The organism is Pseudomonas sp. RIT-PI-a (genome assembly GCF_001187875.1).
In the GTDB taxonomy this organism is placed as follows: domain Bacteria; phylum Pseudomonadota; class Gammaproteobacteria; order Pseudomonadales; family Pseudomonadaceae; genus Aquipseudomonas; species Aquipseudomonas coleopterorum.
Genome location: NZ_LGIR01000032.1, coordinates 1 through 19,098, shown reverse-complemented (window position 1 = coordinate 19,098; position 19,098 = coordinate 1). Strand labels below are relative to the sequence as shown.

Sequence of the window (19,098 nt, the reverse complement as noted above, 5' to 3'; positions counted from 1 at the left end):
CGTCCGCCCGCACCGCGGTCCCCCTGACCCACCCCAACCGCTGTCACCCATGGGCGATCTCCCAGACGGAACCTTCACCCCGATCCCCGCGCAACCCGGTTAGACTAGGTCGCCTGTATTGCCTGGACATAAAGAATACCCGATGAACTTCAAAACCATCCTGATCCTGGGGGCGCTCAGCGCGTTCGGGCCCCTGGCGATCGACTTCTACCTGCCTGGCTTCCCTGCCATGGCGCTGGCCTTCGCCACCGACGAAAAACACATCCAGACGACCCTGGCGGCCTACTTCCTGGGCCTTTCGATCGGCCAATTGATCTACGGCCCCGTAGCCGACCGCTTCGGTCGCCGGGTCCCATTGCTCGTGGGTGTTTCGCTGTTCACCCTGGCCTCGTTGGCGTGCGCTTTTGCACCCACTCTGGAGTGGCTGATCGCCGCCCGATTCGTCCAGGCTCTGGGTGGTTGCGCAGGCATGGTGCTGGCCCGTGCCATCGTCAGCGACAAATGCGATGCGGTCGGATCGGCCAAGGTCTTCTCGCAACTGATGCTGGTCATGGGTCTGGCGCCCATCCTGGCACCTCTGCTCGGGGGTGTTCTGGTGAACGGTTGGGGCTGGCAGTGGATCTTCATCGTGCTCACCCTGTTCAGCGCCGCCTGCACCCTGGCCGTCGCCCTCGGCCTGCCCGAAAGCATGCCGGCGGACAGGCCGAGACGCCCGCTCAGCGGCGCGCCGAAGCTGTACGGTGGATTGCTGCTGGACCCGGTGTTCATGGGCCATGCGCTGACCGGCGGGATCGCCATGGCCGGCATGTTCGCCTACATTGCCGGGTCACCCTTCGTGTTCATCAAGCTCTACGGCGTACCGGCCGAACACTACGGCTGGCTGTTTGGCAGCAACGCAGCCGGCTTCATCCTGATGGCGCAGGTCAACGCCCGTCTGCTCTCTCGTCGCGGCCCGGCGTGGCTGCTGTCACGCACCGTGTGGATCTACATGGCGGCAGGCGCCGTGCTCCTCGCCCTCAGCGCGCTGAAGCCAGCGGCACTATGGCCGCTGTTGATTCCGCTGTTCGTCTGTCTGGCGAGCCTGGGCGGGATCATCCCCAATGCCTCCGCCTGCGCCATGAGCGGCCAGGGTTCACGCGCCGGCAGCGCATCGGCCCTGTTGGGCTGCCTGCAGTTCAGCCTTGCTGCCGCCACTGCTTCTTTGGTGGGCGTACTGCACGACGGCACCGCCATGCCAATGGCCTGGGTGATCGCCGGCTGCGGCCTGCTTGCCGTTTGCGCGGCGCTACTGACTCGCCGCTGCCAGCAGCGCCGCGACCAGCAGACAGCCGCCTAGCCGGTACTGGCCTGCCGCACCTGCGGCAGGCCGTGGGGCGCCTGCAGGCGAGCTTCGAGCGTGGCGATGAACGCTCGTGCCTCGGCTTCGCTGCGAAAAGACACCACGTGCTGGTCCATGCTCACTTGCCAGCGGGTGCCACGTGGCTGCTTCAACTCAGAAAGAAGAACGTTCATTGTGATGTCCTCGGGTTCGAGATGAGGGCCCAGTGTAATCCTCATTCGGAGCATGCGAGCATGGCCCGGCTGCCCGTCGGACTGACGGTGGGGCACTCCACTCAAGACAATCATGTAGGTCTGCAAGGACGGACATTGCGGGAAAAGTCCGTGTGGGGTGTGGGGTCTTGCCTGCCCTAAGCCCTGTCTTCGATCGCCGTTTCGGCAAACGAGCGATACGTTGCGGGCACTTGAGCAAATGTCTTGGAAATTGCCGCCGGTAACCACGGTAAATACAAGTACGGGGTATTGCATATCCCTCGCATTCAAGGGTCAGCCTCGACGATTTCACCCAATTCCGTACAACGGAAGGGTGCATATAATCACCCCGGCAACCATTGCCAGATTGACGAACGTTTCCACAGGGAGTGAATACATGCCACCAACACCTTGCATCAGCAGGATCGCCACATTGCTGGCCGACCCCAAACGTAGCGCGATGCTCTGGGCCCTCATCGACGGTACCACGCGGGGCGCCGATGAGCTGGCATCGCTGGCAGGTGTGTCGGCCTCTTCGGCCGGCGCGCATCTGGCGCGGCTGTCGGCCGGCGGTCTGCTGACGTTCGAAGCCCGCGGGCGCAAGCGCTTCTTCCGCCTGGCCAAGCCAGAAGTGGGGGCCGCCGTGGAAGCGCTGGCCAGCGTATCGCTGGTGCAGGCCAAGACAGGAACGGCGGCGCCGATCAGCGTACCCAAGCCATGCTCGCCCAGGGCGCTGCATCAAGTACGTCTGTGTGGCGATCATCTGGGGGGCGTGCTGGCGGCCGACCTGTTCCAGCGCATGGTCGAAAACGGCTGGCTCGAGCACTATGAGCAACGCCTGGAAGTCACCGCGCTCGGCAGCAGCCGTTTGGCCAGCCGAGGCATCTACACCCAGGCGCTGGTCAATCGCGAGCGCCAACCACTGAACAGCTGCTGCGACTGGAGCACCCAGCGCCCGCACCTGGGTGGCGCACTGGGTGCAGGACTGCTGACCCTGTTTCTGCAGTCGGGCTGGCTCAAGCTCAATGAAGACAGCCGTTCGTTGCAGGTGACCCGGCTGGGCATGATCGAGATCGGCCGCCTGGGCACCTGACAGGGCAGTTGACCGATGACAACGGGCGGCGTTTCGACGCCGCCAGCCTCATTGCTTGATCAGGCGTGCATCCAGGCTGTTCTGCGCCAGGCGCCGGGCCTGGTCCTCGGTCATGCCCAGATGGGTGTGCAGCGCGTGATAGTTCTCGGTGACGTAGCCACCGAAATAGGCCGGATCATCGGAATTGACCGTGACCTTCACGCCACGCTCGAGCATGTCGAGAATGTTGTGCTGGCCCATGTGATCGAACACGCACAGTTTGGTGTTGGAAAGCGGGCACACGGTCAGCGGGATCTGCTCGTCGATGATGCGCTGCATCAGCCGCTCATCCTCGATGGCCCGCACGCCGTGGTCGATGCGCTGGATCTTGAGCAGGTCCAGGGCTTCCCAGATGTACTCCGGTGGACCTTCCTCGCCCGCATGGGCCACGGTCAGGAAGCCCTCGTCGCGGGCACGGTCGAACACACGCTGGAACTTGCTCGGCGGATGGCCCATCTCGGAGCTGTCCAGACCCACGGCCACGAAGGCATCGCGGAAGGGCAGTGCCTGGTCCAGAGTCTTCTGTGCTTCGTCTTCGCTCAGGTGGCGCAGGAAGCTCAGGATCAGACCGCTGTCGACACCCAGCCGGGTGCGGCCATCATTGAGTGCAGCGGTGATGCCGCCCAGCACGGTCTCGAAGGCAATGCCACGGTCGGTATGGGTCTGCGGGTCGAAGAACGGTTCGGTGTGCACGACGTTCTGGGCCTGGCAACGCAGCAGGTAGGCCCAGGTCAGGTCGTAAAAATCCTGCTCGGTGCGCAGCACATCGGCACCGCGGTAATACAGGTCGAGAAACTCCTGCAGGTTGTTGAACGCATAGGCTCCGCGCAGCGCCTCTACATCATTCCAGGGCAATGCGATCTTGTTGCGCTCGGCCAGGGCGAACAGCAGCTCGGGTTCCAGCGAGCCTTCCAGGTGCATGTGCAGTTCGGCCTTGGGCAAGGCATTGAGCCAGTCGTACATGGTGTCTTCATTCTCTCATCAGGTGCAATCCTGGCCGATTCTACAGATATTGCCCCTCACCCGCAGCCGCGCAGGGCCGGACGACACCTTCGCGCCGACGCTCGGCCAGGCAGGGTCGGTTCAGGTTGTCGCGCGGGTGCTCTTTTCCACCACACACATCGGCGTGCCCGCCACCGGTTCGCGGATGACCTGCACCTGCACCTCGAACACCCGCTGCATCAACTCGGCATCGACGACCTGCGCAGGCGTGCCATCAGCCACCAGGCGACCTTGATGCATCACCGCCAGATGATCGGCGTAGCGGCACGCCTGGTTGATGTCGTGCAGCACGGTGACCACGGTCTTGCCTTCGGCCGCCAGCTCGCGCATCAGATCGAGCAGCTCGACCTGATGGCTGATGTCCAGATAGGTCGTGGGCTCGTCGAGCAGCACCACCGGGGTATTCTGCGCCAGCACCATGGCCAGCCAGGCCCGTTGCCGCTGGCCACCGGAGAGGTCCGCCAGGGCAGTATCGGCAAGCGCTTCCAGGCCCATGCGCTGCAGGGCCTGATCCACGGCGCCACGGTCCGCGCCGCTCAGGCGTCCCCAGAAGCTGTTGTGCGGGCTGCGTCCATAAGCCACCAATTGAGCCACACTGACCCCTTCGGGGATGGGCAGCACCTGCGGCAGAAACGCGACCTGTCGCGCCAGCGTCCGCGACGACAGTTGCGCGTACGCCTGGCCGTCCAGGCTCACGGTGCCCGACTGCGGCGTGATGATGCGTGCCAGCGCCTTGAGCAAGGTCGATTTGCCGCAGCCGTTGGGGCCGATCAGCGCAGTGACCTGCCCGGCGGGCGGGGTGAACGAGAGGTTGCGAACGATAGGCTTGGCGCCGTAGCCGATGTCGACGCCGTCGGCCTTGATGATGCTCATGATGTCAGCCCTTGAAGCGTGCCAGCAGCCAGAGAAAGTAGGGAGCGCCGATCACCGCGGTCAAGATGCCCGCCGGGATCTCGCTGGGCGCGATCAGCGTGCGTCCCAAAGTGTCGGCCAGCACCAGCAGCAGTGCGCCGACCAGCATCGCGGCCGGCAGAAGGTGCTGATGATGCCCACCCACCAGTCGCCGTGCCATGTGCGGAGCCACCAGCCCCAGAAAGCCCACCGGTCCGATGATTCCCACGCCCAGGCTGCTCAACAGCACCGCCATGCCCATCGCCAGCCAGCGCGTGCGTGCAAGCGCCGTGCCCAGGCTGTGCGCCGCCTCGTCGCCCAGGCCGATCAGGTTCAGCGGTTTTGCCAGGCCCAGTGCCAACGGCATCAGCAGCAGAAACGGCAGCGCCAGCTCGACGTGATGCCAATTGCGACTCCACAGGCTGCCGGTCAGGGCGAGCAAGGCGGTGTTGATGTCCAGCGGATGGGACAGGATCAGAAACTCGGTGACGCTGGACAAAGTAACGGCGATCGCTACCCCGGACAACGCAAAGCGCACGCCGGAAAAGCTCACGCCGCTGTTGTACAGCGCCAGCAGCAGCGCGCCGCCAGCGCCGCCCACCCCTGCAACCAGAGGCAGCCAGGTGAAGGGCAACTGCGGAAAAGCGATGATGGCGATGGTCAGGGCCAGCCCGGCGCCCTGGGTCACCCCCAGAATCTCCGGCGAGGCCAGCGGGTTGCGGATCACCCCCTGCACCAGGGCACCGGCCAGGCCCAGGGCGCTGCCGGTGAGGATGGCGATCAGTGCGCGTGGAAGGCGGTGGTTCCATACCTCGAAATCCAGCGCATCGTGGGCCATCAGTCGATCGAATACCGTGCCCGGCGCCAGCCAGGACGTGCCGGCGCTAAGGCTCAGCCACAGGGCCGCCAGCACCAGCGCAAGCAGGATCAGCAGACGAGGATAGGGCCGAGTCATTGCGTGCGCCTGGCAAGGTACAAGAAGAACGGTGCGCCGATCAGGGCGGTCACCACCCCGGCGGGCGTTTCCGCCGGAAAGGCCACGGCGCGGCTGACAAGGTCGGCCGCCAGCACGATCGCCGCACCCAGCAGCGCGCTGGCCGGCATCAGCCAGCGGTAGTCGTTGCCCAGGTATTGTCGAGCGATGTTCGGCGCGATCAGCCCCACGAAACCGATCGGGCCAACCGCACAGACGCTTGCACCCACCAGCAGCAGGCTGACGAAGAACACCTGCAGGCGCAGGCTGGCGATGCCGACCCCCAGCGAGCGCGCCGCATCCTCGCCCAGGTTCACCAGGTTCAGACGCGGCGCACAGAACATGGCCCACACGGCGCCCACCAAGGTGCACGGCCATAGCAACTGCAGTTGCGCGGCACCCACGTTGGCCAGTGATCCGGCCAGCCAGTTGAGCACGCTCTGTGCCTGCGTCTCGACCAGTATCACGGTCAACCGCGTCAGCGCCGCGCACAGTGCCGCCACCGTGACGCCGGCGAGCACCAGTCGGCCTTGCGCGGCCGTCGGCGACCAGGCGCCGCCCAGGCTGAAGACGATCACCCAGGCCAAGGCACCACCCAGGCACGTCATCAGCAGCGCACCACCGGCAAACGGCAGGGCCACCAGCCCCGTGGAGAACAACGCCAGCCCAAGCGCAGCACCGGCCGTGACGCCGAACAGTGACGGCGACGCCAGGCGATTGCGGGTAATGCCCTGCATCAATGCGCCCGCCAGCCCCAGGCAGGCACCGACCAAGGCCGCACACAGTGCTCGCGGCACCCGCAGTTGGGCAACGATATAGGCCATGTTGCCGCCCTCGCGGCCTTGACTGAACAAACCGTTGAACGCATCAGCCTGACTGATCGTGAACGGCGACCAGGCATAAAGAGAGATCCAGAACAGCCCGGCGACGGTCACCACGCCCAGCGCCATCGCCCATCCACGCCTCATTCAGGGCGTCATGGCGGCTTTGCCGCCCTTGAGAATGGCCAATGCATCCTCGGCAATCTGCTCGGACGCCATCACCCCACGGTTGCGTGCCCAGGTGTCACCGTCGACTTCCGCGACCTGGTGATTGCGCACCGCGCCCAGCACTTGCCACAGAGGCTGCTGGCTCCAGGTGTCGACCAGGCTCGGATGCCGGTAGTGGCCGACCAATAGCCAGGCAGGGTCCAGCGCCAGCAATTGCTCCAGGCTGACGAACTCGGTCGGTGCTGCATTGCTGCGCACCGGCGGAACCTGCAAGCCGATGGCCGCCAGCACGCTGCCCGCATAGGAATGGGGTCCGTGTACGGAAAAGCTGTCTTCCCGAGCCACACCGAACAGCACCTTGGTGCCGGCCGGCACCTGCCCGGCGATGTCGGCGAGGCTGCGACGGTTCTGCGCGATCCGCGCCTGCATCGCCTCGCTCTTGCCCAGCGCCTGGCCGATCAGTTCGGCAGACTTCAGGCTGCCTTCGTAGTCTTCCCCACGCGATGGCAGCAGCAGGGTCGGTGCCAGGCTCGCCAGGTCGTTGTACAGCGCCTGGTGACGGTTGAGGTCGGCGATGATCAGGTCGGGCTTGAGCCGTGCGATCTGCTCGATGCTGGGCTGCGCGCGCAAGCCCACCGACGTCCATTGGCCGATGGCCTTGCGTACTCGTGGCAACACGCGGTTGGCATCGCCATCATCAGCGGCCCCCACTGGCGTGACGCCCACGGCCGCAAGGCTGTCGAGAAAGGAAAACTCCAGCACCACCACACGTTGTGGCGCCTGGGGCAGATGGACGGTGTGCTGACCGTCATCGATATCGATGGGCGCGGCGACGGCCAGCCTGGCGCACAGGGCCAGGGCACCGACGGCGATCATGGAGATGAGGCGGGAACTGCGCATGGACAAATACCTTCGCTGTGAAAGCTGCGCGCTGGGCAGGCGCGCAAAAACGGCGGGTACTATTCCATATCAAGCTGTTGCGATCAAAAAACATTCTCTTTTACGAAACAGGCAGCTCAACATTCCACCAGATTGACCGCCAAACCCCCGCGCGAGGTTTCCTTGTACTTGTCGTGCATGTCGGCGCCGGTGTCACGCATGGTGCGGATGGCGTGATCCAAGGAAATGAAGTGCTCGCCATCACCGCGCAGCGCCATCTGCGCCGCGTTGATCGCCTTGACTGCGGCAATCGCATTGCGCTCGATGCACGGCACCTGAACCAGGCCGCCGACCGGATCGCAAGTCAGTCCGAGGTTGTGCTCCAGACCGATTTCCGCCGCGTTCTCGACCTGCTCGGGCGTGGCTCCCAGCACTTCGGCCAGGCCTGCGGCGGCCATGGCACAGGCCGAACCAACCTCGCCCTGGCAGCCGACCTCGGCACCGGAAATCGAAGCGTTCTTCTTGCACAGAATGCCCACCGCAGCGGCGGCCAGGAAGAAACGCACCACGTCGTCGGCCGACGCTTCAGGGCAGAACTTCATGTAGTAGTGCAGCACCGCCGGAATGATACCGGCCGCGCCATTGGTAGGAGCAGTCACCATGCGCCCGCCGGCGGCATTCTCCTCGTTCACCGCCAGGGCGAAGACGTTCACCCACTCCATGGCACTCAAGGTCGAACCGATGACGTTGGGCTTGCCGATCTCCTGCAGGTTCTGGTGCAACCGATAGGCGCGGCGCCGTACGTTCAGCCCACCGGGCAGAATGCCTTGCCCGGTCAGCCCCTTGTCCACGCAGGCCTGCATCGCCTGCCAGATCACCGCCAACTGCTCACGGATCTGATCTTCGGAGCGCCAGGCCTTTTCGTTCTCCATCATCAGCGCCGAGATGCTCAGTCCAGTGCGTTTGCACAAACTCAACAACTGCGCCGCCGACGAGAAATCGTAGGGCAGGGCCGTGGTGTCATTGTCCAGCACACCGCTGGCAGCCTGCTCGGCATCGATCACGAAACCGCCGCCGACCGAGTAGTACGTCTGCTCGTGCACCTCGCCGTTCTGCAGATGCGCCAGCAAGGTCATGCCATTGGGGTGGTAGGGCAGGCTCTCATCGAGCAGCAGCATGTCGCGTTGCCAGTCGAAATGGATCGCGTGCTCGCCCAGCTGCAGGCATTGCCGCTGGATCACCTCGTCCACCCGTGGCCCTACGGTTTGCGGGTCCACGCGGTCCGGCCATTCGCCCATCAAACCCATCAGGGTGGCGCGGTCGCTGCCATGGCCCACGCCGGTCGCCGACAGCGAACCATACAGGCGGACTTCGATACGCTCCACCAGCGGCGCCATGCCGTGTTCGTTCAGGTGTTTGGCAAACAGGGCAGCGGCGCGCATCGGACCCACCGTATGGGAACTGGAGGGTCCGATGCCGATCTTGAACATGTCGAATACGCTGATAGCCATGTCTGCCCCATTCTCTCTCTATACACTCGTGCCTTATCTTTGGGCTGACAGACATTTCAGACAAACGATACTTACTAAGTCATTGTTTAGCGGGGCTCACCGATGAGCAAAATCCTCAATGCCCAAATGCACGCCTGGCTGCAGGTGTTCGCCTGCGCCGCGCGGCATTTGTCCTTCACCCGCTGCGCCGATGAACTGCATGTCACCCCCGGTGCCATCAGCCAGCAGATGAAGCAATTGGAAGATCGGCTCGGCTTTCCGCTGTTTCACCGCGTGGGGCGCGGTCTGCAACTGACTGCACAGGGCCAGCGGCTTGCCGTGGTTGCCAACGAAGTGCACAGCCGCATCGACGAAGAATTGCGGCTGTTGCATTCCGGAGCGATCGGCGGGGTGTTCAAGCTGCGCAGCATTCCTTCCTTTCTGAGCAAGTGGCTGATGCCACGGCTGCCCAGCCTGGAGCGGGCGTTTCCGGAGCTGCAATTGCGCGTGATCGCCGAAGACAGCAGCGGCTCCCTGCGCGACGATGACTTCGATCTGGCCATCGACCTCAACGATGGCAGCTACCCCGGCCTGGTCACCACGCCTTTGCTGGAGGAAGAGCTGTTTCCGGTCTGCTCGCCACTGCTGCTCGAAGGTCGGCCGCCTTTGGACAGCCCAGGCCAACTTGTTCACTTCCCGTTGCTCCACGACATCACCGCCTGGCGTGGCAGCTATGAATACGCGGAGTGGGAGTTCTACCTCTCGGCCATCGGCGCCGAAGGCATCGACGTGCGCCGTGGGCACACCTTCAATCGCAACCACCTGACCATCGACGCCGCGCGCATGGGCATGGGCGTGGCCATCGCGCGTCGGGCACTGATCACCGACGAACTGGAACAAGGCTCGCTGATCGTGCCGTTCGGGTGGCCCATCCAGGCTCGCAAAAAATACGTGCTGGCGTACCGCGAAGGCGCCCTCAATACCCCCACCCGACGCGCCATCCATGACTGGCTGGTGGCCCAGGCACAGGTCCGGCCCTGAACCTTTGCCGTTGTTGCATACTCTCATCCGCTGATTCTTGTTACATCCAGTTACTTACCGCGGCACAGGTCGCAGCAATCAGCGAAGGCAGGCCATGATCGCGTTACTCAAGCAGGAAAAATTTCTACTTCTGGCGGTGATCGCCGCATGCGTCGCCTTTCCGGCCGAGCACTACCTGCTCAGCCACGGCCAAGGCGTGGCATTGGGCGCAGGCATCGCCCTGGTCGTGGCGATCATCTTCGCCTCGGTCCGCGTGGCGGGACATGCCGAATTGCTTGCCGAAAAATTCGGCGACCCCTACGGCACCATGATCCTCACCCTCTCGGCGGTACTGGTCGAAGTGGTGGTACTGGGCATCATGATGAGCAACGAGCCGTCACCGACTTTGGTGCGCGACACCATCTATTCGGCGGTGATGCTCGACATCAACGGCATCCTCGGCCTCGCCGCACTGATGGGTGGCCTCAAGCACGGCGAGCAGTCCTACAACGACGATTCCGCGCGCAGCTACAGCGTCATGATCCTCACCGCCATGGGCGTGTCCATGGTGGTCCCCGAGTTCATCCCCGAGGGCAACTGGAAGGTCTATTCGGGCTTCACCATCGGTGCCATGCTGGTGCTCTACGCGCTGTTCCTGCGCATGCAGGTCGGCCCGCACAGCTACTTCTTCAGCTACAACTACCCGGAAAAGAAGAAGCGCAAAGGCGTGACCACTGAACCGGAAAAGCCGGTTCACCTGGGCTGGTCGGTGGGGACGCTGGTGTTCGGTATCGTCATCATCGGTGCGCTGGCCGAAGTCATGTCCAAGACCATCGACCTGGGTCTGGAAGGCACCGGCGCGCCACCCGTGGTAACGGCCATTCTGGTGGCCGCCATTTCCGCCGCACCGGAAATTCTCACCGCCTTGCGCGCAGCATTGGCCAACCGCATGCAATCTGTGGTCAACATCGCACTGGGCGCCTCGCTGTCGACGGTGATTCTCACCGTACCGGTCATGGAAGGCCTGGCCCTGTACAGCGGCCAGCCCTTCCAGATGGCCATGACCCCGGTCCAGACCGTGATGATCTTCATCACCCTGCTGATCTGCGCCATCAACCTCAACGATGGCGAAACCAACGCCATTGAAGGCATGACTCACTTCGTACTGTTCGCCACCTTCATCATGCTATCGATCCTGGGCCTCTAACCAACATCCTGCACCTTGCGGCAGCAAACTTGTGGGAGCGGGCTCTGCCCGCGAAGAGGCCTCCTCTGATACCCCTGTACCCCTGCAAGCCCCTCACCACTCAATCCTCTCCCCCCGATAATCCAGAAACTGCAACCCACCCTTGCCCAGCTGCCCGGTGATCACATCCACCAATCCCCGGGTACTGGTGGCAACGTCCAGACTGGCCCCTTCACCGCCCATGTCGGTCTTCACCCACCCCGGGTGCATCGCCAGCACCGTCAGCGCAGGCCGCGCCAGCTCGGTCACGAACGTGTTGGTCATCGAATTCAAGGCCGCCTTGCTCGCCTTGTACAACGCCATGGGCGACCCTTCGGGCATCGCCACGCTACCGAGCACCGAACTCATGAACGCAATCGCGCCGCCGTCGGTGACATTGCCCGCCAGTCGCTGGGCCAAGCGGATCGGCGCCACGGCATTGATGACGAACAGCTCGCCGATTTCCGCATCGCTGGCCTGATCGGTGTTGTAGCCCGCCGGCCCGGACACCCCGGCGTTGATGAACAGCAGATCGAAACGCTGCTGCTGCAGACGCTGGGCCAATGCATCCATAGATTCCAGCCGAGTCATCTCCAGCGCTTCCACCTTGGCCCCGGTGGCCGTCAGCCCTGCCGGGACCTTGCCCAGATCACGAACCGTGGCCGTCACTTCCCAGCCATCCTCGCTCAATCTCTCCACCAGCCCCAGGCCCAGGCCACGGGAGGCACCGATCACCAGCGCTTTCTTTGCAGTTGTCATCGCGACGCTCCTGGAAAAGGAAACAGACTAGCACTCACCGTGAACAAGCCGCAGGTTCATGAAGCAGCGTCTTGCAGCACGATTTGCCCCCGCGAAAGGTCGGCCAACTGCTGCGCAAGGGTCGGGATGACTTCGCTGGCCACTGCCAGCTGCAGATCGACGCCATTGCTGGTGAAATCTTCCGCAGTCACCAGCCCTTCAGCCTCGGCCACGCGAAGCTTGACCAGGGCCAGCTCGCTGAACGTGCAGGAACACGACACCGCCACCCGCGCGATCAGCAGGCGCTTGGGGGCCTGTTGCAGACATTTGTTCGCCCCCCCGCCATAGGCGCGGGCCAATCCTCCGGTGCCCAGCTGAATACCGCCGTACCAGCGAATCACCAGCACCACCACCTGGTCGCAATCCTGCGCCTCGATGGCCGCCAGAATGGGTCGGCCCGCCGTACCGCCCGGCTCGCCGTCGTCGTTGCTGCGGTACTGGTCGCCCAGTTTCCACGCCCAGCAGTTGTGGGTCGCCGCCAGATCGCTGTTCTGTTCGATGAACGCCTGGGCGTCCTGCACGCTGGCAATGGGCGCGGCGAGGGTGATGAATCGACTCTTGCGAATCTCCTCGCGGAACTCGCAAGGGCCCAGCAGGGTGGAAGGCATCGCTATCTCTTGGCTGTTGCAGTGATCACACTACAGGGGTCAGTCCGCATCCCTTGAGGATGATGCGGATCAGGTTGTCACCGGCTTGCTCGAAATCCTCTCGCGTCAGCCGCGCCTGTCCGGTCACCCGGCAGATCTGCGTGGCAAAGTCGGCGTAATGCTGAGTACTGCCCCACAGCAGGAAGATCAGGTGCACAGGGTCGACTGGGTCCATTTTACCGGCATCGATCCATGCCTGGAACACGGCGGCGCGCCCCGTGAACCAGCTGCGATAGTCCTGGTTGAAGTATTCGGTCAAGCACTCGCCACCGCTGATGATCTCCATGGCGAAGATCCGCGACGCCAGTGGCTGACGCCGGGAAAACTCCATCTTGGCGCGAATGTAACGGGTCAAGGCCTGCGCTGGATCGTCCTCGGCACTCAAGGTGTTGAAGGTGCTGTCCCACAGCTCGATGATGTTGCTAAGCACCGCGATGTACAGCCCCAGTTTGTTGGTGAAGTAATAATGCAAATTGGCCTTGGGCAGCCCGACATTCAGCGCGATGGTGTTCATGCTCGTGCCCTTGAAACCGTGCCGGGCGAATTCGTCTTCGGCCGCCTTGAGAATCGCTTCCTCATTTTTCTGGCGGATGCGGCTGGCAGGCTTGCCACTGGCCGAGGCGCTGTGCGCGGGGACTTCAAGCATCATGGGGCGGTTCCGAGCAAATCGTATGGGTAAGGCAGATGCGTTGATAACGCACCTGCCCGGATCCGACAAGCGTCGTTGCAAAAATGTCGCCTCAAACCGGCTCGTTTTCCAGTCGCTGCGTCGACACTTCACCGCTGTGCTTGGGTTCCGGCAACAACAGGCACATGACCAGCGCAGTGACACCGCCACTGGTGATCGCCGAGTCGAACAGGTTCTGCACCAGTTGCGGCATGCGGTGCAGCAGCTGGGGCTGCGCGGCCACACCCAGGCCCACGCCGAACGAGGTGGCGATGATCAGCATGTTGCGCCGATCCAGCGGCGACTGCGCCAGAATCCTTACCCCGGCGGCCGCCACGCTGCCGAACATCACCAGGGTGGCACCCCCCAGCACCGGCTTGGGAATCTGCTGCAGCACGGCACCGATCATCGGCAACAACCCGAGCAGCATCAGCACGACGCCGATATACAGCCCCACATAGCGGCTGGCCACGCCCGTCAGCTGGATCACCCCATTGTTCTGCGCGAACGTGGTGTTGGGAAAGGCGCTGAAGGTGGCGGCCACCATGCCACTCACGCCGTCGCCCAGCACACCACCCTTGAGCCGGTCGATGTAGCTCGGTCCGCTGATGGGCTGTCGCGACAGCATGCAGTTCGCCGTCAGGTCGCCCACCGTCTCCAAGGTACTGATCAGATAGATCAGCGCCACCGGCAGAAACGCCGTCCAATCGAAAGCGAAACCGAACTTGAAAGGCACCGGCACACTGATCAGCGGCAGGTCCGGCAGTGGCTGGATCACCAGCTTGCCACTGAACCAGGCGGCCAGGCTGCCCACCGCCAGCCCGATGATGATCGCCGACAGCCGCAACCAGGTTGCGGCGCTGCGATTGAGCAGAATGATCACCACCAGCACGAACGCGCCCAGGGCAAGGTTGCCTGGCGCACCGAAGTCTGGCGCGTTGAAGCCTCCGCCCAGGTCAGTGATACCCACCTTGATCAGGCTCACGCCAATCAGCGTGATCACGATGCCGGTCACCAGCGGGGTAATGACACGCCGTAGCTGACCGATGAAGCGACTCAGCAGGATCTGCACCAACGCGCCGAAAAAGCACACCCCGAATATCATCGCCAGAATGTCTTCCGGGCTGCCCCCGCGTTGCTTGACGATGAAGCCGGCCGACAGCACCGCTCCCAGAAAGGCGAAACTGGTGCCTTGCAGACAGATCATGCCTGCGCCGATGCCGAACGGACGGCGTGCCTGGATGAACGTGCCGATGCCGGACACCAACAGCGCCATGCTGATCAGGTACGGCAAATGAGTGCCCAGGCCCAGCGCCGAGCCAATGATCAGTGGCGGCGTGATGATCCCGACGAACGCGGCGAGCACGTGCTGAAGCGCCGCCAGCATCGAGGTCATGGGTGGCGGACGGTCATGCAGACCATAGATCAGTTCGCTGGGCGTGGACGTATCGGTAGGCATGGCGTCGGACTCTCGGCACGGTCGATGGACTGGAGTCAGTCCTCGCTTTGCGAAGCAGTCGTGCAAAAAGCTGTCCAATCGCTCAGGTTTTTACTTGCCATGTTCACAACCCCAACCAGATCAAGGAGATAAGAACGTCATCGGGTCTCGTACAAGCTTTCCAGAAAGCTTTCGAGCACCAAATGCGGGCGTCGCCCCTTGCGAGTGACCCAGGATAGGCTCAAGTCATAGAACCGCTCGGCCGCCTTGAGTGCGCGCAGTCGTCCCTGCTGCACCCAGAACGTCGCGTAGTGGTCGGGTAGATAGCCGATGTAGCGCCCGGTCAGAATCAGGAACGCGATGCCCTCGCGATCCGACGCGCTGGCCGTGCAGTTCAGTGCCTGGTAACGCGCCTGAATCTCGGCCGGCAAGCGGAAGGTCGGCGCGATCGCCTCCTGGGCATCGAGCCGTGCATCGTCCAGTTGCGCATCGTCGGCGTAGAACAACGGATGGCCCACCGCGCAATAAAGCAGCGAGCGCTCGCTATACAGCGGCTGGTATTCAAGCCCGGACAGCGGACTGGCCTGCGGCACCACGCCCACGTGCAGGCTGCCGTCGAGCACCCCTTGCTCGACCTGGCTCGGGGCGATCATGCGGATCTGAATGCGCACGTCCGGCCCTCGATCCTTCAACTGCGCCAACGCATGGGTAATGCGCATGTGCGGCAGCGTCACCAGGTTGTCGGTCAGGCCAATGTTGAGTTCACCACGCAAATGACGATGCAGGCCATTGACCTCGGTGCGAAAACTCTCCACCGCACCCAGCATCTGCAAGGCCGATTGATAGACTTCACGGCCTTCCTCGGTCAGCGAAAAACCGGCCCGCCCCCGCTGACACAGGCGCAGACCCAGGCGCTGCTCCAGATCGCTCATCTGCTGACTGATCGCTGAGCGACCGATGCCGAGCACGTTCTCCGCCGCAGAGAAACCGCCGCACTCCACTACGCTACGGAAGATGCGCAGCAGGCGAATATCGAAATCACTGACCTGTGCGAGGGGATCGGGACGGCGGCTCATAGTTTAGTGATTGCCTGACTGAAGATCGCAAAAGTTGAATTTTCCAGACTTTATCGCCGTGACACCTTAGGGGCAACACGCTTGTCATCGCGTCTTCAATCGCTCAAAGAGGTTTGTGCCCATGAACATGCCCGAGAACGCCCCCGTCGGCGTGACCAGCCAGCTCAAGCTGGACGCTCACTGGATGCCGTACACCGCCAACCGCAGCTTCCAACGTGATCCACGCATCATCGTCGCGGCCCAGGGCAGTTGGTTGACCGATGACAAGGGCCGCCAGATCTACGACAGCCTTTCCGGTCTGTGGACCTGCGGTGCAGGCCATACGCGCAAGGAAATTCAGGAAGCGGTGTCGCGCCAACTCGGCGTGCTCGACTACTCGCCCGCGTTTCAGTACGGCCATCCGTTGTCGTTCCAGCTGGCGGAAAAGATCACCGACCTGACCCCCGGCACCCTCAACCACGTCTTCTATACCAACTCCGGCTCCGAGTGCTGCGACACGGCCGTGAAAATGGTTCGCGCCTACTGGCGCCTGAAAGGCCAGGCCACCAAGACCAAGATGATCGGCCGCGCCCGCGGCTACCACGGCGTCAACGTGGCCGGCACCAGCCTGGGCGGAGTCAACGGCAACCGCAAGATGTTCGGTCAATTGATGGATGTGGACCACATCCCCCATACCCTGCTGCCGGGCAATACCTTCTCCAAGGGGTCGCCGGAGGAGGGCGGCATCGCCCTGGCCGACGAAATGCTCAAGGTCATCGAGCTGCACGACGCCTCTAACATCGCCGCCCTGATCGTCGAGCCCATGGCCGGTTCGGCAGGCGTACTGCCGCCGCCCAAGGGCTACCTCAAGCGCCTGCGTGAGATCTGCGACCAGCACAACATTCTGCTAATCTTCGACGAAGTCATCACCGGTTTCGGTCGCACCGGCGCCATGTTCGGCGCCGACACCTTCGGCGTAACGCCGGATCTGATGTGCATCGCCAAGCAGATCACCAACGGCGCCATCCCGATGGGCGCCGTCATCGCCAGCACCGAGATCTACCAGACCTTCATGAACCAGGCGACGCCCGAGTATGCCGTGGAATTCCCCCACGGTTATACCTACTCGGCCCACCCTGTAGCCTGCGCCGCCGGCCTTGCCGCACTGGACGTGCTGCAGCGCGAAAACCTGGTGCAGAGCGCCGCTGAACTGGCACCGCATTTCGAAAGCGCGCTGCACGGCGTCAAGGGGGCGAAGAACATCGTCGACATCCGCAACTATGGCCTCGCCGGTGCGATCCAGCTGGCGCCCCGGGATGGCGACGCCATCGTGCGCCCCTACGAAGCGTCCATGAAACTGTGGAAAGCCGGCTTCTATGTCCGCTTCGGCGGCGACACCCTGCAGTTCGGCCCTACCTTCAACGCCCAGCCACAAGACCTCGATCGCCTGTTCGACGCCGTGGGCGAAGCCCTCAACCAGATCGACTGACCCCTTTTATCAGGAGCCCTTTGCATGAGCACTATCCAACACTTGATCAATGGCGATCTGGTTTCCAGTGGCGACCGCACGGCCGACGTCTTCAACCCATCGACCGGCCAACCTATCCGCACTCTCCAACTGGCCAGCCGCGAAACCGTGCAGCAGGCTATCGACTCCGCCAAGGCCGCCTTCCCGGCCTGGCGCAAGACCCCGGCGGCCAAGCGCGCCCAGGTGATGTTCCGCTTCAAGCAACTGCTCGAGCAGAACGAAGCCAAGATTGCCCAGATGATCAGTGAAGAGCATGGCAAGACCCTGGAGGACGCCGCAGGCGAACTCAAACGCGGCATCGAAAACGTCGAATTCGCCTGCGCAGCCCCCGAAGTGCTCAAGGGCGAGTACAGCCGCAACGTCGGTCCAAACATCGATGCCTGGTCCGACTTTCAGCCCTTGGGTATCGTCGCCGGTATCACGCCGTTCAACTTCCCGGCCATGGTCCCCTTATGGATGTACCCGCTGGCCATCGTCTGCGGCAACTGCTTCATTCTCAAGCCGTCCGAGCGCGACCCCAGCTCCACACTCTATATAGCCCAACTGTTGCTGGAAGCAGGCCTGCCAGCCGGCGTGCTCAACGTCGTCCACGGCGACAAGGTCGCGGTGGATGCCCTGATCGAAGCACCCGAGGTCAAGGCGTTGAGCTTCGTCGGCTCCACACCCATCGCCGAGTACATCTATAGCGAGGGCACTCGCCGGGGCAAGCGCGTCCAGGCCCTGGGTGGCGCGAAGAACCATGCGGTACTGATGCCCGACGCCGATCTGGACAACGCGGTCAGCGCCCTGATGGGTGCGGCTTACGGTTCCTGCGGTGAGCGCTGCATGGCCATCTCGGTCGCCGTCTGTGTCGGTGACCAGGTCGCCGACGCGCTCGTGGCCAAGCTGACCCCGCAGATCAAAGCTTTGAAAATCGGCGCCGGTACCTCCTGCGGCTTGGACATGGGCCCCCTCGTGACTGCCCAGGCACGTGACAAGGTGTCGGGCTACGTCGACGACGGCGAGCAGGCCGGTGCCAAACTCGTCGTGGATGGCCGCGGTCTGAGTGTGGCAGGCAACGAAGAAGGCTTCTTCCTTGGCGGCTGCCTGTTCGACCACGTCACCCCGCAGATGCGTATCTATAAAGAGGAAATCTTCGGGCCGGTACTGTGCATCGTCCGTGTCGACAGCCTCGAACAGGCCATGCAACTGATCAACGACCACGAATACGGCAACGGCACCTGCATCTTCACCCGCGACGGTGAAGCGGCGCGCCTGTTCTGTGACGAGATCGAAGTCGGCATGGTCGGCGTCAACGTACCCTTGCCCGTACCGGTTGCCTACCACAGCTTCGGCGGCTGGAAGCGTTCACTCTTCGGTGACCTGCACGCCTATGGGCCAGACGGCGTGCGTTTCTACACACGCCGCAAAGCCATCACACAACGCTGGCCGCAACGCGCCAGCCACGAAGCCTCGCAGTTTGCTTTCCCGAGTCTCTGAGTTGCGATTCTTGCAGTAACAAAGGGCGGGCCGACAGGCCCGCCCTTTGCTTTTGACCTTATATGACAGATTTTTGAAATTACCTGTTGACGCCCCTCCAGATCTGTCTATAATTCGCCCCACTTCCGGCGCAGCCGAAACGATAAACGCCTTGTTAATCAATGAGTTAGTCGTTCAGATAGTGAGGAAGTGCTTCGATCTTCAAGGTCGGAAGCGGTGAAAAAGGCAGTTGACAGCGGTTTGAAACGCTGTAGAATTCGCCTCCCGCTGACGAGTGATCGTAGCGAGTCAAGTGTTTGAAGTTGTTCAGGTTTCTGGAAAAATACTTCGAAATAAACGCTTGACAGAATGTGAG

Annotated in this window: 18 protein-coding genes; 6 read left to right on the top strand and 12 right to left on the bottom strand. The window is 63.0% G+C overall.

Annotation, left to right across the window (positions count from 1 at the left end; all coding sequences use genetic code 11):
• Positions 1-142: 142 nt before the first annotated feature.
• Complete coding sequence (locus AC788_RS18095; protein ID WP_049861948.1) at positions 143-1,336, top strand: multidrug effflux MFS transporter; 1,194 nt, start codon at positions 143-145, stop codon at positions 1,334-1,336.
• Here the strand turns inward: AC788_RS18095 and AC788_RS18090 are convergent.
• Positions 1,333-1,512, bottom strand: a complete 180-nt coding sequence (locus AC788_RS18090; protein WP_049861947.1) for a hypothetical protein — start codon at positions 1,510-1,512, stop codon at positions 1,333-1,335. The genes AC788_RS18095 and AC788_RS18090 overlap by 4 nt on opposite strands.
• A 415-nt stretch (positions 1,513-1,927) precedes the next feature.
• On the opposite strand from AC788_RS18090, the gene AC788_RS18085 reads away from it, so the two are divergent.
• Positions 1,928-2,623, top strand: coding sequence for an ArsR/SmtB family transcription factor (locus AC788_RS18085; RefSeq protein WP_049861946.1), 696 nt, complete (start codon positions 1,928-1,930; stop codon positions 2,621-2,623).
• 48 nt (positions 2,624-2,671) lie between these two features.
• On the opposite strand, the gene AC788_RS18080 is transcribed toward AC788_RS18085, so the two are convergent.
• The 6 genes from AC788_RS18080 to AC788_RS18055 all read right to left on the bottom strand — a co-directional run bounded on the left by AC788_RS18080 (position 2,672) and on the right by AC788_RS18055 (position 8,907).
• The gene (locus AC788_RS18080) at positions 2,672-3,625 is read right to left on the bottom strand and encodes an adenosine deaminase (protein ID WP_049861945.1); all 954 of its coding nucleotides are present in this window, start codon (positions 3,623-3,625) and stop codon (positions 2,672-2,674) included.
• A 120-nt stretch (positions 3,626-3,745) separates the two neighbouring features.
• On the bottom strand, positions 3,746-4,537 hold the full coding sequence (gene fecE, locus AC788_RS18075; RefSeq protein WP_049861944.1) for a Fe(3+) dicitrate ABC transporter ATP-binding protein FecE: 792 nt from the start codon (positions 4,535-4,537) through the stop codon (positions 3,746-3,748).
• A gap of 4 nt (positions 4,538-4,541) precedes the next feature.
• Positions 4,542-5,510, bottom strand: coding sequence for an iron chelate uptake ABC transporter family permease subunit (locus tag AC788_RS18070; RefSeq protein WP_049861943.1), 969 nt, complete (start codon positions 5,508-5,510; stop codon positions 4,542-4,544).
• The gene (gene fecC, locus AC788_RS18065; RefSeq protein WP_049861942.1) at positions 5,507-6,496 is read right to left on the bottom strand and encodes an iron-dicitrate ABC transporter permease FecC; all 990 of its coding nucleotides are present in this window, start codon (positions 6,494-6,496) and stop codon (positions 5,507-5,509) included. The genes AC788_RS18070 and fecC overlap by 4 nt, the downstream gene beginning before the upstream one ends.
• Positions 6,497-7,417, bottom strand: coding sequence for a Fe(3+) dicitrate ABC transporter substrate-binding protein (locus tag AC788_RS18060; RefSeq protein ID WP_049861941.1), 921 nt, complete (start codon positions 7,415-7,417; stop codon positions 6,497-6,499). It lies immediately after the preceding gene.
• Positions 7,418-7,533: 116 nt separating this feature from the next.
• Positions 7,534-8,907 (bottom strand): L-serine ammonia-lyase, encoded by a 1,374-nt coding sequence (locus AC788_RS18055; RefSeq protein WP_049861940.1) that lies wholly within the window; start codon positions 8,905-8,907, stop codon positions 7,534-7,536.
• 102 nt (positions 8,908-9,009) lie between these two features.
• On the opposite strand from AC788_RS18055, the gene AC788_RS18050 reads away from it, so the two are divergent.
• Both AC788_RS18050 and AC788_RS18045 read left to right on the top strand, forming a co-directional pair.
• Positions 9,010-9,927 carry a LysR substrate-binding domain-containing protein gene (locus AC788_RS18050; protein WP_043190912.1) on the top strand — a complete coding sequence of 306 codons (918 nt, stop codon included), beginning with the start codon at positions 9,010-9,012 and terminating at the stop codon, positions 9,925-9,927.
• A gap of 94 nt (positions 9,928-10,021) precedes the next feature.
• On the top strand, positions 10,022-11,113 hold the full coding sequence (locus tag AC788_RS18045) for a calcium:proton antiporter (protein ID WP_049861939.1): 1,092 nt from the start codon (positions 10,022-10,024) through the stop codon (positions 11,111-11,113).
• Positions 11,114-11,206: 93 nt separating this feature from the next.
• On the opposite strand, the gene AC788_RS18040 is transcribed toward AC788_RS18045, so the two are convergent.
• The 5 genes from AC788_RS18040 to AC788_RS18020 form a co-directional block, all read right to left on the bottom strand.
• Positions 11,207-11,890, bottom strand: a complete 684-nt coding sequence (locus AC788_RS18040; RefSeq protein WP_049861938.1) for an SDR family oxidoreductase — start codon at positions 11,888-11,890, stop codon at positions 11,207-11,209.
• A 56-nt stretch (positions 11,891-11,946) separates the two neighbouring features.
• A complete protein-coding gene (locus AC788_RS18035) occupies positions 11,947-12,537 on the bottom strand; it encodes an IMPACT family protein (protein WP_049861937.1) in 591 nt (196 codons plus the stop codon).
• A gap of 25 nt (positions 12,538-12,562) precedes the next feature.
• Positions 12,563-13,225 carry a TetR/AcrR family transcriptional regulator gene (locus AC788_RS18030; RefSeq protein WP_049861936.1) on the bottom strand — a complete coding sequence of 221 codons (663 nt, stop codon included), beginning with the start codon at positions 13,223-13,225 and terminating at the stop codon, positions 12,563-12,565.
• A gap of 91 nt (positions 13,226-13,316) precedes the next feature.
• Positions 13,317-14,702, bottom strand: coding sequence for a uracil-xanthine permease family protein (locus AC788_RS18025; RefSeq protein ID WP_049861935.1), 1,386 nt, complete (start codon positions 14,700-14,702; stop codon positions 13,317-13,319).
• A gap of 137 nt (positions 14,703-14,839) precedes the next feature.
• Positions 14,840-15,757 carry a LysR family transcriptional regulator gene (locus AC788_RS18020; RefSeq protein WP_049861934.1) on the bottom strand — a complete coding sequence of 306 codons (918 nt, stop codon included), beginning with the start codon at positions 15,755-15,757 and terminating at the stop codon, positions 14,840-14,842.
• Positions 15,758-15,878: 121 nt separating this feature from the next.
• On the opposite strand from AC788_RS18020, the gene AC788_RS18015 reads away from it, so the two are divergent.
• Both AC788_RS18015 and AC788_RS18010 read left to right on the top strand, forming a co-directional pair.
• Entirely contained in the window at positions 15,879-17,225 is a 1,347-nt protein-coding gene (locus AC788_RS18015) for an aspartate aminotransferase family protein (protein ID WP_049861933.1), read from the top strand.
• A gap of 24 nt (positions 17,226-17,249) precedes the next feature.
• The gene (locus tag AC788_RS18010; protein ID WP_049861932.1) at positions 17,250-18,743 is read left to right on the top strand and encodes a CoA-acylating methylmalonate-semialdehyde dehydrogenase; all 1,494 of its coding nucleotides are present in this window, start codon (positions 17,250-17,252) and stop codon (positions 18,741-18,743) included.
• Positions 18,744-19,098: the final 355 nt, after the last annotated feature.